This window comes from Cognatilysobacter bugurensis (assembly GCF_014652095.1).
Taxonomy (GTDB): domain Bacteria; phylum Pseudomonadota; class Gammaproteobacteria; order Xanthomonadales; family Xanthomonadaceae; genus Cognatilysobacter; species Cognatilysobacter bugurensis.
The window spans coordinates 121053-133970 of the sequence record NZ_BMYD01000005.1 but is presented as its reverse complement, the minus strand read 5'-3'; the positions used below and the strand labels follow the sequence as shown (position 1 = coordinate 133970).

At 72.0% G+C, this 12918-nt stretch carries 11 protein-coding genes; 9 read left to right on the top strand and 2 right to left on the bottom strand.

Annotated elements, in window-relative coordinates; translation table 11 throughout:
• Positions 1-24 precede the first annotated feature (24 nt).
• Positions 25-1353 carry an erythromycin esterase family protein gene (locus IE075_RS13510; protein WP_189457526.1) on the bottom strand — a complete coding sequence of 443 codons (1329 nt, stop codon included), beginning with the start codon at positions 1351-1353 and terminating at the stop codon, positions 25-27.
• A gap of 169 nt (positions 1354-1522) precedes the next feature.
• Between IE075_RS13510 and IE075_RS13505 the strand changes: the two genes are divergently transcribed.
• Together IE075_RS13505 and queF are read left to right on the top strand one after the other, a co-directional pair.
• Positions 1523-2860 (top strand): amidohydrolase, encoded by a 1338-nt coding sequence (locus IE075_RS13505; protein WP_189457524.1) that lies wholly within the window; start codon positions 1523-1525, stop codon positions 2858-2860.
• 54 nt (positions 2861-2914) lie between these two features.
• Positions 2915-3748 (top strand): NADPH-dependent 7-cyano-7-deazaguanine reductase QueF, encoded by an 834-nt coding sequence (gene queF / locus IE075_RS13500; protein ID WP_189457522.1) that lies wholly within the window; start codon positions 2915-2917, stop codon positions 3746-3748.
• 221 nt (positions 3749-3969) lie between these two features.
• Here queF and IE075_RS13495 read toward each other — a convergent pair whose 3' ends face one another.
• Positions 3970-4356 (bottom strand): YchJ family protein, encoded by a 387-nt coding sequence (locus IE075_RS13495; RefSeq protein WP_189457521.1) that lies wholly within the window; start codon positions 4354-4356, stop codon positions 3970-3972.
• 95 nt (positions 4357-4451) lie between these two features.
• Between IE075_RS13495 and IE075_RS13490 the strand changes: the two genes are divergently transcribed.
• From IE075_RS13490 to IE075_RS13460, 7 genes are all read left to right on the top strand, one after another.
• Positions 4452-5159 carry a UPF0149 family protein gene (locus tag IE075_RS13490; protein ID WP_189457520.1) on the top strand — a complete coding sequence of 236 codons (708 nt, stop codon included), beginning with the start codon at positions 4452-4454 and terminating at the stop codon, positions 5157-5159.
• 111 nt (positions 5160-5270) lie between these two features.
• Complete coding sequence (locus IE075_RS13485) at positions 5271-5621, top strand: YkgJ family cysteine cluster protein (protein WP_189457519.1); 351 nt, start codon at positions 5271-5273, stop codon at positions 5619-5621.
• A 67-nt stretch (positions 5622-5688) separates the two neighbouring features.
• Positions 5689-8538 carry a CHASE3 domain-containing protein gene (locus IE075_RS13480; RefSeq protein WP_189457517.1) on the top strand — a complete coding sequence of 950 codons (2850 nt, stop codon included), beginning with the start codon at positions 5689-5691 and terminating at the stop codon, positions 8536-8538.
• Positions 8535-8921 (top strand): response regulator transcription factor, encoded by a 387-nt coding sequence (locus tag IE075_RS13475; RefSeq protein WP_189457515.1) that lies wholly within the window; start codon positions 8535-8537, stop codon positions 8919-8921. The genes IE075_RS13480 and IE075_RS13475 overlap by 4 nt, the downstream gene beginning before the upstream one ends.
• Entirely contained in the window at positions 8918-10273 is a 1356-nt protein-coding gene (locus IE075_RS13470; RefSeq protein WP_189457514.1) for a YaiO family outer membrane beta-barrel protein, read from the top strand. Before IE075_RS13475 ends, IE075_RS13470 begins: the two co-directional genes overlap by 4 nt.
• A gap of 49 nt (positions 10274-10322) precedes the next feature.
• Positions 10323-11453, top strand: a complete 1131-nt coding sequence (locus IE075_RS13465) for a HEAT repeat domain-containing protein (RefSeq protein WP_189457511.1) — start codon at positions 10323-10325, stop codon at positions 11451-11453.
• Complete coding sequence (locus IE075_RS13460) at positions 11450-12853, top strand: glycosyltransferase family 2 protein (protein WP_189457509.1); 1404 nt, start codon at positions 11450-11452, stop codon at positions 12851-12853. Before IE075_RS13465 ends, IE075_RS13460 begins: the two co-directional genes overlap by 4 nt.
• The last annotated feature ends 65 nt before the right edge of the window (positions 12854-12918 follow it).

Below are 12918 nucleotides of genomic sequence, written 5' to 3'. Positions count from 1 at the left end.
GGTCAACGTGGGGTCGCGGTGCGATCAGAAGCCGCTGGGAAACGTATCGGGCGGTTCTTCACCGGCGTGCCACCGCGCGCCCGGTTCGAGCGGTTCGAGCGCGCGGGTCTCGTCGAGGTGGATCATCCAGTCGAACTGCTTCGTCAGCTGCGTGTGGAAGTAATGACTCATGCGCTCGGTCTGCGGGCGGTAGATCACGCCGATCGCGCGCTGCAGGCGCGGCGTCGCGAGGCCGGTCAGCGCGGGATCATCGAGACGCAGCGCGAACGCGGGCAGGCCGACCTCGTGGAACAGTGCCTCATAGCTGCCCGGCAGGCCGGGCCGCACACGCTTGTGGTGGGCCGGATCGCCCCAGTCATCGGCCGCGGTCACGCTGCCGCGGTAGGTGCTGAAGCCGACGAGCACCGCGGCGTCGCCGTAGTGCGTGCGCACGAGCTCGCCGAGGTTGAGCTCGCCGCGCGCGCCCATCTCGGTTGCGCGTGCATCGCCGAGGTGCGAGTTGTGTGCCCACACGACGATCTTCGCGCCGCCGTCGCCGTGCTGCATGAGCGCCTGCAGCGTTTCCATCATGTGCGTGTCGCGCAGGTTCCACGACTCGTTGCGGCCGCGGAACATGCTGCGGTAGTAGGCCTCGGCGTTCGCGACCAGGCGCGCGTTCTGCTCCGCGAAGAACAGGTCCTCGTCGCGGTCGCCGCCGGCGCGTGCAGCCCGGCGGCTGAGCTCTTCGAGCTGCTCGATGACGCCGTCCTCGCAGGACTCGCTGAGCCCGAAGCTCGCCGCATACCCATAGGCCTGCGGGTCCTCGCCGAAATGCTCGAAGCACGAGTAGCGGTCACGCGCGCGCCGGGCGGCGTCCGGGTCGGTGTCTTGCAGGTAATCGAGTACGGCAGCGACGGAACTGTGCAGGCTGTAGAGATCAAGCCCGTAAAAGCCGACGCCCGCGTTCCCAGCGCACCCGCGGTTGTGCGCGCGCAGCCAGTCGACGAACGCGAGCACCTCGGTGTTGCGCCACATCCATGTCGGGAAGCGCTCGAAGCCGCCGAGCGCGGCGTTCGCATCGGCGTCGTGCTCGTCGTCGCGCACGTAGCGGTTCACGCGATACGCATCGGGCCAGTCGGCCTCGACCGCGACCGCGGTGAAGCCTTTTTCCTCGATCAGACGGCGCGTGATCTCGGCGCGCATCGCGTAGAACTCGTGCGTGCCGTGCGAGGCCTCGCCGATGAGCACGACGCGCGCGTCGCCGATGCGCTCGAGCAGGGCGTCGTGATCGTGCGGCGTGCCGGTGAGGGGGTGCGCGACGGTGCGCACGGCTTCGACGAGTTCGACCTCGGTGGAGGCGTCGCGGCGGGTCATGGTCGGCTCCGGTGCGACGCGCAGGCGCCGCGGGCGGGTGTGCGGCAAATGCTCGATCCGCGCCGGTGAGCGCATCGCGAAAGCCGCCGTGGGCCGGCGCGCCCGATGCGGTCATGGCCGGCGATCAGCCCAGCACCTAGGATCGACCCGACCGACCCGGAGAATCCCGATGCGCCCGACCCCGTCCCTGCTGTGGCCCGCCCTGCTCGCCGCGCTGTGCGCGACCACCGCCGCGCATGCGCAGAGCGCGCGCCCCGAGGTCGAGGCCGCGACCCGCGCGGTGCACGATGAGGTCGTCGCCTGGCGGCGTGACTTCCACGCGCACCCCGAACTCTCGAACCGCGAGCAGCGCACCGCTGCGCAGGTCGCAAAGGCGCTCAAGGCGATGGGCCTCGAGCCGCGCACGGGCCTTGCGCACCACGGCGTGACCGCGGTGATCCGCGGCGGCAAGCCCGGCCCGAAGATTGCGCTGCGCGCGGACATGGACGCGCTGCCGGTGACCGAGCAGACCGGCCTGCCGTTCGCCTCCAAGGTCACCACGACGTTCAACGGCCAGACCACCGGCGTCATGCACGCCTGCGGCCACGACGCGCACACCGGCGTGCTGCTCGGCGTCGCGAAGGCGCTCGTGGCGATGCAGAAGGACCTGCCCGGCGAGGTGATGCTCGTGTTCCAACCCTCCGAGGAAGGGGCGCCCGACGGTGAACAAGGCGGTGCATCGCTGATGCTCAAGGAAGGCCTGTTCAAGGACTTCAAGCCCGATGCGATGTTCGGCCTGCATGTGTTCTCGACGCTGCCCGTCGGAACGGTCGCGGTGCGCGGCGGCCCGCTGATGGCCGCCTCGGACAAGTTCACGATCAAGGTCAAGGGCCGGCAGACGCACGGCTCGCGGCCATGGGGCGGCATCGATCCGATCGTCGCCGCGGCCGACGTCGTCAACACCGCACAGACCGTGGTGAGCCGCCGCACCGATATCGCAAAGCTGCCGGCCGTGGTGAGCTTCGGCGCGATCCAAGGCGGCATCCGCTACAACATCATTCCCGACGAGGTCGAACTCGTCGGCACGATCCGCACGTTTGACGAGGGCGTGCGCAAGGCGATCCACGCCGATCTCGCGAACGTCGCCGAGCATGTCGCCGCCGCGCACGGCGCGAGCGTCGAGGCGAGCGTGCCCGACAACGCGGGCAACCCGGTCACCGTCAACGATCCGGCGCTCACCCAGCGCATGCGCGCGAGCCTCGTGGCCGCGGTGGGCGCGGACAAGGTCATCGAGCCGCCGCTGCAGATGGGCGCGGAGGACTTCGCGTACTACGCGCAGCAGGTGCCGTCGATGTTCTGGTTCGTCGGCGCGACGAGCGAGGGCATCGACCCGCTCAAGGCGCCGAGCAACCATTCGCCGAAGTTCCTGCTCGACGAAGGGGCGCTCGATGTGGGCGTGCGCTCGATGCTGCAGGTCGCGCTCGATTACCTGCACGGCGGCGCGCAGCCGGTCGCGACGCGCGACTGAACCGACCATGCGGGCCTGCGATCGCGCGCCGCCGTGGCGCGCGATAATCGCGGCATGAACCCGCACGATCCTCATGGCGTGAACCCGGCCGGCCTGCCGCTCGGCCGCAGCGTCGACTACCCGCGCGCGTACGACGCGTCGCTGCTGTTTCCGATCGAACGCGCCGGCGCACGCCGCGAGCTCGGCCTCGACGGTGAGGCGCTGCCGTTCTGCGGCCACGACCGCTGGCACGCGTACGAGCTCGGCTGGCTCGACGCGCGCGGCAAGCCGATCATCGAAACCGCCACGTTCACGGTGCCGGCCGACTCGCCGAACCTCGTCGAATCGAAGTCGCTCAAGCTCTATCTGAACTCGCTCAACGGCAGCCGCTTCGAATGCCGCGAGACGGTCCGCGCGCTGATCGCGCGCGATCTGTCGCAGGCGGCCGGCGCGACGGTCACGGTCGCGTTCGGCCTGCCGGCGATCGACGGGGGTGCGAACGCGCAATCGATCGATGCGCTCGACGTCGCGATCGAGCACTACGGCCCGCCGCGCGCGGAGCTGATCGCGGTCGACGACGCGCTTGTGGAGGAGTCGCTGACGAGCGCGGTGCTGAAGTCGAACTGCCCGGTGACCGGCCAGCCCGACTGGGCCAGCGTGACGCTGCACTACCGCGGGCCGCGACTCGACCGCGCGGCACTGCTGCGCTACTTCGTCTCGTTCCGGGACCACTGCGAGTTCCACGAGCAGTGCGTCGAGCGCATCTTTCTCGACCTCATGCGGCACGCGCACTGCGAGGCCCTGTCGGTCGAAGCGCGCTACACGCGCCGGGGCGGGCTCGACATCAACCCCTGGCGCGCCACGCCGGGCTTCGCGATGCCGCAGCCCGGGCGCGACCTGCGCCAGTAGCGCCATTTGTTGCGTGTTTCACGGCCGTGCTTCACGCCGGCGAAATGCGCACTTAACAAGCTGAATGCGATGCTGGCCTCGACCCGGAGCCTGCCATCCCGCAGCCGCTCCACACTGGCTCTCTCCCGTCCGACGGGCTTGGGCGCGACTGCGAAGTCGCGCCTTTTTGTTTGGGTGATTCCGGCGGCGCGCCGCCTCTAGGCGACAGGCCTGACGCCGGCTCAACGCCGCGTCGCGCGCTCGATGAAGGTCCCGTCGAGGTAGAACCACCGCCCGCCCTCGCGCACAAAGCGGCTGCGCTCGTGCAGGCGCTGCGCGCTCGCGCCGCCGGCACGCCAGCGCGCGACGAACTCGACTTCGGCGCGGTCGCCGTCGGCCACGTGCGTGCGCACGTCGAGGCCGAGCCATTGCACGGCCTCATCGGGCTCGAGCGTGGCCGGCCGCGTCGACGCATGCCAGGTGTCGAGCACGTAACCGTGCCGTCCGAGCGCGTATGCGCTGTAGCGCGAGCGCATGAGCGCGGCGGCGTCCGGCGCGGCCTGACCTGCGTGCAGCGGCGCGCAGCAAGCGGCGTAGTCGCGGTCGGGCGAGCAGGGGCAGGCGGGCATGGCGCGGCGGATTCAAGAGGGCGGATTCAGCGGGTCGCGCAGCATGCCGCACGCAGCGCGATTACCCTACACGCCCTTTTTCCGCCGGTGCCGCCATGCCCGCTCCCCGCGTCCTGGACGATCAGCAGATCGAACGCCTGTCCGAGCTGCTCGAGCAGCGTGCGGTGCCGTACAAGGGCTTCAACCTCGAAGCGCTCGACGGCTACCTCTCCGCGCTCGCGGTTGGCCCCGACACGGTGCCGATGAGCGAATGGGAGCCCGCCGTGTGGGGCACACCGCCGCGCTGGCGCGATGCCGACGAGCGCGCCGAGGTCGAGGCGCTGCTGCTCGATCACTGGCACACGGTGACGCTGCGCGTGCGCCACGAGGGCGACGAGATCCCCGACGTGCTCGCGCCGCTGCTGTGGCTGCCCGAGGACGTCGAGGCCGAGCAGCCCGACGAGCTCGACGTCGGCCACGACTGGGCGCTGGGCTTTTTCCGCGGCGTCGAGCTGCGCGAGACGCAGTGGGAAGCGTGGCTCGACGCGGAAGAGTGGATCGACGAAATCTTCGAGCGCCTCGACCGCCTCGCAAGCGGCGAAGTCATGGGCGAGGACCCGACGCAGCCCGGGCAGCCGGTCGATTACCGCGAGCGGTTGGAGGTCGTCGCGAGCCTGCCGGGCATGCTCGCCGACCTGCACCACCACCGCATCGATGCGCTGACCCCACGTGAGCCGATCCGTCGCGACGCCACGCCGGACCGCAACGCGCCGTGCTCGTGCGGGAGCGGCCGCAAGTACAAGAAGTGCTGCGGCGCGGGGTAAGTCGCAGCCGGCCCCGTCCGTGCGCGGACGGGCCGCCGCACGCGCCTCTCGCTGCGTGCGGCCTTTGGTCTCCGCGGCGTATGCCGCACCTGCCTGGTTTGCGCCGCAATCGTGCCCGACCACCCCTGCCTCTCCTGCGGCGCGTGCTGCGCGCATTACCGTGTCGCGTTCCACTGGAGCGAGACCGAGCCCGCGCCCGCGTCGTATGTGCCGATCGAACTCACCACCGCGCTCGACCCGCACCGCCTCGCGATGCGCGGCACGCTGTCTGCGCCGGTGCGGTGCACCGCACTGAGCGGTGCCGTCGGGCGCGATGCGCAGTGCACGGTCTACGCGCGCCGGCCGAGCCCCTGCCGCGAGCTGCAGCCCGCGTGGGAGCACGGCGAACCGAGCCCGCAATGCGATCGCGCGCGCGTCGCGTACGGGCTGGCGCCCTTGACGCCGGAGGCGTGGACCGCCTGAGCGCCGGCCCGGCTCACGTGCCGTCTAAGCGGCCGGGCTAGACTGCGCCGCAGTTTTCGGAGGTAGCGTGCCCCTGCGATCCAGCCATCTGCCGACGCTCGGCATCGTCCTCGCGTTCGTGCTGCTGGCGCTGCTTGGCGTGCAGGCCAAGCGCACGCAGGACGCGCTGCTCAACGCGAACGCCCGAGTTGCGGATCGGCTTGAACTGCTCAGCGCGCTGCAGGGCACGCTCTCGTCCTTGCAGGACGTCGAGACCGGCATGCGCGGCTTCCTGCTCACCGGCGATGAGGTGTTCCTCGAGCCCTACCACCGCGGCCGCGTGCGACTGGTGCGCGAGCGGAGCGAGCTCCACTCGCGTCTTGCGCCGACCCCCGAGCACGCAGCGTTCCTCTCCACGCTCGACCAGGCGGTGGTGCGACGCCTCGCGCTCGCGGAAGGGAACGTGGCGTTCCGACGCACCGGCACGCTCGAAGAGAGCGCGGAGCGCGCGCGCCTGACCGCCGGCAAGCAGGCGATGGACCGCGTGCGTGCGCTGCTCGGCGCGCTCGAACGCGCAGAGCGCACGCAGCTGGTCGCGGAAGAGCAGGCGGTCACCCGCCAGCTCGAATCCGGGCGCCGGCTCGCGATCGCCGGCGGGCTGACGGCGATCGTGCTGCTGCTGTCGGCGCTGGTCGCGGTGAACCGCAACTTCGCGCTCCGGGCGCGGCTCACCGCGCGCGCGCAGGCCGGCGAAGCGCGTCAGCGCGCGATGCTGCAGGCGGTGCCCGACACGCTGTGGCTCGTCGACGAAGCGGGCGTGATGCACGCGCTCTCGAGCCCCGGCGCCGGCCGCGCCACCGCACTGCCGCCCGCGCTCGCCGACGCGGTGCGCGCGCAGGCGCCCTCGCTGCCGGGCAACGACGAGCTGCGCACGTTCAACTGGAACGACACTGACGGGCACGAGTACGAAGTCCGGCTCGTGCGCATCCCCGATGAAGGCGCGCTCGCGATCGTGCGCGACGTCACCGAGGCAATGCGCAACCGGCGCGACATCCTCGATCGCCGCGCGTTCCTGCGCAGCATCGTCGACACCGACGAGAACCTGATCTTCGTGCGCGACCCCGAAGGCCGCTTCGTGCTCGCCAACCTCGCGCTGTGCGATCTGCTGCACCTCGACCCCGCGCAGGTCGAAGGCACGCACGCCGATGCGCTCGAAGCGCGCGCGGTGATCGCCCCGCTGCTCGAGGGTGACGCCGCGCTCGTCGCCGGCGAGGCCGAATGGCGCCAGCTGCAGGTGCGCGTCGTCGACCTGCGCGGGCACGAAATGTGGCTGCAGCTCGTCAAGCGACCGCTGGAGCTGTCCGACGGGCGCAGGCAGGTGCTCACCGTCGCGGTCGACGTGACCGCGCGCCTGCGCGTGGAGCGCATGAAAAACGAGTTCATCTCGACGGTGAGCCATGAGCTGCGCACGCCGCTGACGTCGATCCGCGGCGCGCTCGGCATGCTCGGCAGCGGCATCGCCGGCCCGGTGCCCGACGACGCGCGGCCGCTGCTGGACATCGCGCACAAGAACACCGAGCGGCTCGTGCGCCTCATCAACGACATCCTCGACATCGAGAAGCTCGAATCCGGCCGCCTGCAGATGCAGCTGCGCCCGTGGCCGGTGCGCGGCTTGATTGAGCAGGCGATCGCGCAGAACCGGCCCTACGCGGTCGAGTTCGGCGTCGAAGTCGTGTTCGCGTCGGCCGCTGACGAGAGCACCGAAGTCGCCGACGACATCACCGTGGACGTCGACGCCGATCGCTTTGCGCAGGTCATGGCCAATCTGCTGTCGAACGCCGCCAAGCACTCGCCGCCCGGCGGCACGGTCGAAGTCGAACTCGTGCGAGCGCACGGGGGCGTGCGCGTGGCGGTGATCGACCGCGGCGAAGGCATCCCCGAGTCGTTCCGCGCGCACGTGTTCGAGCGCTTTGCGCAGGCCGACGGCTCGGACGTGCGGCGCCGCGGCGGCACCGGGCTGGGCCTGGCGATCACGCGCTCGCTGGTCGAGCAGATGCACGGCACGATCGGCTTCGAATCCGAGCTCGGCCACGGGACGCGGTTCGAGGTGTGGTTGCCGGTGTCGCGTGCGGTCGCGCTCGACCGTGCGGACGACGCCGTGGGCGACCCCACGCAGCCGCACCTCGTGCTCGTCGAGGACGATGCGGCCACCGCGGCGGAACTCACCGAAATGCTCGCGCGCAACGGCTTCGGCACGCGTGTGGCGACGACGCCGGCGCAGGCGCGGCGCCTGCTCGTCGAGCCCGGCGTGCGCGGGCTCGCACTCGACCTCGCGCTGGCCGGCGATTCCGCGCCCGCGTTTTTGCGCGAGCTTCGCGCACAGTCGCGCTACCGCCACCTGCCGGTGCTGCTGCTCGGCGTGCAACCGCCGGCCGGCGGCCGCGGTGGGCTGCGCGGCGGCACGGTCGGCGTCGTCGACTGGCTCGCCAAGCCGCTCGACCCCGAGCGGGTCGCCGCCGCGGTGCGCGCGTGCCTGCACGGCGCGCGTGCACGGCCGGACGTGCTGCACGTCGAGGACGACGCGGACCTGCGCGAGCTCGTGCGCACCCTGCTCGCCGGCGAGGCGCTGACGCTGCACAGCGCCGCCGACCTCGCGCAGGCGCGGCGCGAGCTCGCCCAGCGGCACCACGACCTCGTGATCCTTGACCTCATGCTGCCCGACGGCGACGGCGCGGAACTGCTGCCCGAGCTCGGCGCAGCGCGGCCGCCGACGCCGGTGATCATCTTTTCCGCGCAGGACGCGCCGCTGCCTGACAGCCGCGTCGTGCTACGCCGCCTGGTCAAGTCGCGCAGCGACGCGGCCGAGCTCGCTGCCCTGATCAAGACCAACCTGGAACACTGGCCCGTGTCGCAGCACGCGGGAAAGGAGACGCAATGAACACCCCGCCCGCCCGCGTGCTCATGGTGGAGGACGAGGAGGACATCGCGTTCATCGTGCGCTTCCTGCTCGAGCGCAACGGCTTCACGGTCGAGCACATGGCCGACGGCCGGCTCGCGCTCGAACGCATCGGCAGCGGTGCGGCGCCCGACCTCGTGCTGATGGACCTGATGCTGCCGTACCACGACGGGCTCGACCTCGTCGAACGGCTGCGCGCGCAGGCCGGCTGGGCCACGGTGCCGGTGCTCATGCTGACCGCAAAGGCGCGCGAGGCCGACATCGTGCGCGCGCTCGAGCTCGGCGCCGACGACTACGTGACCAAGCCGTTCCAACCCGAAGAGCTGCTCGCGCGGATCCGCCGCCTGCTGCGGAGGGCGCCGTGAGCCTGCACCCGGCGCTGCTCGCGTGCGCGCTGGTCGCGGCCACGGGCGCGCAGGCGCAGCCGCCGGCCGCTGGGCCGACGGCATCGGCTACGCCCGTACAAGCCGCGAGCGCGCAGCTCGCACGCCGGGACTGGGCGGCGGCGCGCACGACGCTCGAACAACACCTTGCGCGGTCGCCGGACGACGACGAAGCCCGCTTCCTGCTCGCCCGCGTGCGCGCCTGGCAGGGCCAGCCCGAGGCCGCGCTGCCGCTGTACCGCGCGCTGCTCGAGCGCGCGCCCGACAACGCCGATTACCTGCTCGGCTACGGGCTTGCGCAGCTGTGGGCGGGCCAACGCGACGCGGCGATCGCCACGCTCGAACGCGCGCACGCGCTCGCGCCTGACTACGCCGACGTCGACCGGGCGCTGGCACGGGCGCGCGCTGCGAACCCCGGGTCGAGTGCCGATCCAACCGCCGTCGCGAGCAGCCCCCCGACGGACGCGCCGCCCGCGGCTGCGGCGCGCGGCCAGGCAGCGGGGGCCCCGGCCGCGCCCGTGAACGGCGCAGCCCGGCCGTCCAATGCGCAGGCAATCGGCAGCGCGCTGACGCCCGCCGACCCGATGCAGGCTGCACCGCGGGCCGCGGCGGCCAGCGCGCTCACCGGAGTGACCGACGCCCCCGAGCGCCGTCGCTCGCTCGTGCTGACCGCGCGGCACGACCGCCTCGACCGCGGCCTCGACGACTGGCGGGCCTGGCGGCTCGACGCGGCCGCGACCGGCGGCGATCGCACCGGCGTGACCGGCGCGGTGTTCACCGAATCGCGGTTCGGCCTCGACGATCACGGCGTCGAACTCGGCCTGGTCGTGCCGGTGCGCGAGGGCTGGACCGTGCAGCCGCAGCTCGGCGTCGTGCCGGGGGCGCAGTTCCTGCCGCGGCGCTTTGGCGAGCTGCGCGTCGAGCACGTGTTCGGCGCGGGCTGGGTCGGCGCGGCGGCGGTGCGGCGCAGCGACTACCGCGACGTGCGTGTCGAGCGGCTCGCGCTCGGCGTCGAGCGCTACGTCGGCGCATGGCGCGCCGGCTACACGGCGACGGCGACCCGCCTGCGCGGCGTGCACGCGGTCGGCCACGACCTGCGCATCGCCCGCGCGTACGGGGCCGACGGCGGCGAGATCGGCGTGCAGTTCGCGGCCGGGCGCGAGGACGCGCTGCTGGGCACGCAGGTGGTCGCCAGCGACGTGCGCGCGTGGTCGATCGGCGGGCGCCATCCGTTGTCGAGCGCGTGGGCGCTGCGCTGGAACGTCGGCCACGTGCGCCAGGGCGCGCTGTACGCCCGCGACGGTGTCGCTCTCGGCCTGGAGCGGCGCTTCTGAACCCGGCACGGCGCACTGCGCCGGTCGACTGCCGCACTGAACTGAGCTCATGGACATCACCGCGATGCACTGGCTGCCCGCCGACCCCGCACTGCGCCTTGCGGCGCAGTCGGCGCTCGCGCTCGCGGCGGTCACGCTCGCCGTGCTCGTGCAGGTGCTCGTGCTGTCCGCGGTCGCCGCGCGGCAGCGCCGGCATCGCGACGCGTTCAACGCCGCGTGGCGCCCCGCGCTCGCGGTGGCGGGCCTCGACGACGACGCGCTCGATGCGGCCGCGCTCGCCGCCTTGCCGCCGCCGGTCCGGGGGCGCCGGACGTGGTGGCTGATGCAATGGAACCGCATGCAGCGGCAGGTGCGCGGCGCGTCGAGCCAGCGGCTCAACCGCGTGCTGCACCGGCTCGACCTGGAGCCGCAGGTGCGCCGCCTGCTGCGCGCGCGCAGCGTGCGGGCGCGCCTCGTCGCGCTCGAAGCCGCGCGTCACCTCAGCGACCCGGGCCATTGGCACGCGATCGAGCCGCAACTGCAGGCGCGCAACCCGTTCGTCGCACTCGCCGCCGCGCATGCGCTCGTCGCAATCGACCCCACGCGTGCAATGCAGCTCGTGATGCCGCTCGCGGTCTCGCGGGTGGACTGGGGCGTGCCCCGCATCGCCGCGCTGTGCCAGCAGGCGGGCCGTGAAGCGGTCACGCCGCCGCTGCTCGACGCGCTGGAGGCGGCGGATGCTGCTGGCCTGGATCGACTCGTGCCGCTGCTGCGCCATGCCGACCCGCGCCGCGCCGCGCCGTGGGCCCGCGACTGCCTCGCGCGCGACCCCGAGCCGCGCCACCGCGCCGGCGCCGTGCAGACGCTCGGCCAACTGCACGACCCGCGTGACCGCGACGCGCTCGTGCAGGCGCTCGACGACGAGGACGCCGCGGTCCGGCTGGTTGCGGTCGAATCGCTGCGCGCACGGCTCGGCCCTGACGACGCCGCGCTGCTCGTGCCGCGCCTGAGCGATCGCAGCTGGTGGGTGCGCCGCGCCGCGGCCGACACGCTCGTCGAGCTGCCGCGCATCGACGATGCGACGCTCGAGACGTGGGCGAATCAGGTCGAGGACCGTTACGGGCGCGAAGCGCTGCAGCGTGCGCTCGACGAGCGGCGCGGTCGCAACGCCGCGACCGCCACCGAGGGGCCGACGTCGTGACCGAGCGCATCATCCTTGCGACACAGATCTTCTTCATCGGCTACTTCGTGCTGCTCAACGGTGGCTACCTGCTGCTCAACGTGCTGTCGCTGTTCAGCCTGCGCAGCTACATGCGCCAACGCAGCGAGTACGGCACCGACGCGCCGTACCTCGGCATCGAACCGCCGATCTCGCTGCTCGTGCCCGGCTACAACGAGGAGGCGACGATCCGCGCCTCGGTGCGATCGATGCTGCAGCTGCAGTACCCGGACTTCGAGGTGGTCGTCATCAACGACGGCTCGAAGGACAACACGCTGCAGGTGCTGATCGACGAATTCGAGCTGGTCCCCCACCCCGAAATCGTGCGTCGCGCAGTGCCGCACCAGCCCGTGCGCGGCGTGTACCGCTCGCTGCGCTACGGCAACCTGCGCGTGGTCGACAAGGACAACGGCGGCAAGGCCGACGCGCTGAACGTGGGCATCAACCTCGCGCGCCATGCGCTGTTCTGCGCGGTCGATGCCGACTCGATCCTGCAGCGCGACTCGCTGCTCCGCGTCGTCCAGCCGTTCATCGAAGACGCCCGCACGGTCGCCGCCGGCGGCACGGTGCGCATCGCGAACGGCTCGCAGGTGCGCGGCGGCTTTCTGATCAAGTCCGGCCTGCCGACGAACCTGCTCGCGCGGTTGCAGATCGTCGAGTACCTGCGTGCGTTCCTGTTCGGCCGGCTCGGCTGGTCGCCCTTGAATGCCGTGCTCATCATCTCCGGCGCGTTCGGCCTGTTCGACCGCGCCCGCGTCGAGGCCGTGGGCGGCTACCGCACCGACACCGTCGGCGAGGACATGGAACTCGTCGTGCGCCTGCACCGCTACCACCGCGAGCGCCGCATTCCCTACCGCATCCGCTACCTGCCGGACCCGATCTGCTGGACCGAGTGCCCCGAAGACCTCGGCACGCTCGGCCGCCAGCGCAGCCGCTGGCAGCGGGGTCTCGCCGAAAGCCTGGTGTTCCACCCGCCGCACACGTTCGGCGCGCGCGGCGGCGCCGCGGCGTGGCTCGCCTGGCCGTTCATGGCGCTGTTCGAATGGGTCGGCCCGATCATCGAACTCGCGGGCTACGTGTTCATGATCGTCGGCTCGATCCTTGGCGTGATCTCGCCGGTCGCGCTGTCGATCTTCCTGCTCGTCGCGATCGGCATGGGCATCCTGCTGTCGGTCAACGGCCTGCTGCTGGAAACGATGTCGTTCCGCATCTACACCCGCAGCCGCGACATGCTGCTGCTGTTTCTCATGGCCGTGATCGAAAACTTCGGCTACCGCCAGCTCAACACGCTCTGGCGCGTGCGCGGCATGTGGCAATGGATGAGCCGGCGCAAGCACCAGTGGGGTGCGATGAAGCGCAGCGGCCAGTGGAGCCAGAACTAGCGGGCGTTTGCGACGCAATCCAGTCCGCTCAGTGCGATCGGCTGGGTCCTCATGCCGCGGCCGTG

Excerpts from the sequence above, each read along its gene's own strand:
- IE075_RS13465 (WP_189457511.1), top strand. The coding sequence starts at position 10,323 with ATGGACATCACCGCGATGCACTGGCTGCCCGCCGACCCCGCACTGCGC.
- IE075_RS13510 (WP_189457526.1), bottom strand. The coding sequence starts at position 1,353 with ATGACCCGCCGCGACGCCTCCACCGAGGTCGAACTCGTCGAAGCCGTG.
- IE075_RS13505 (WP_189457524.1), top strand. The coding sequence starts at position 1,523 with ATGCGCCCGACCCCGTCCCTGCTGTGGCCCGCCCTGCTCGCCGCGCTG.
- queF (WP_189457522.1), top strand. The coding sequence starts at position 2,915 with ATGAACCCGCACGATCCTCATGGCGTGAACCCGGCCGGCCTGCCGCTC.
- IE075_RS13495 (WP_189457521.1), bottom strand. The coding sequence starts at position 4,356 with ATGCCCGCCTGCCCCTGCTCGCCCGACCGCGACTACGCCGCTTGCTGC.
- IE075_RS13490 (WP_189457520.1), top strand. The coding sequence starts at position 4,452 with ATGCCCGCTCCCCGCGTCCTGGACGATCAGCAGATCGAACGCCTGTCC.
- IE075_RS13475 (WP_189457515.1), top strand. The coding sequence starts at position 8,535 with ATGAACACCCCGCCCGCCCGCGTGCTCATGGTGGAGGACGAGGAGGAC.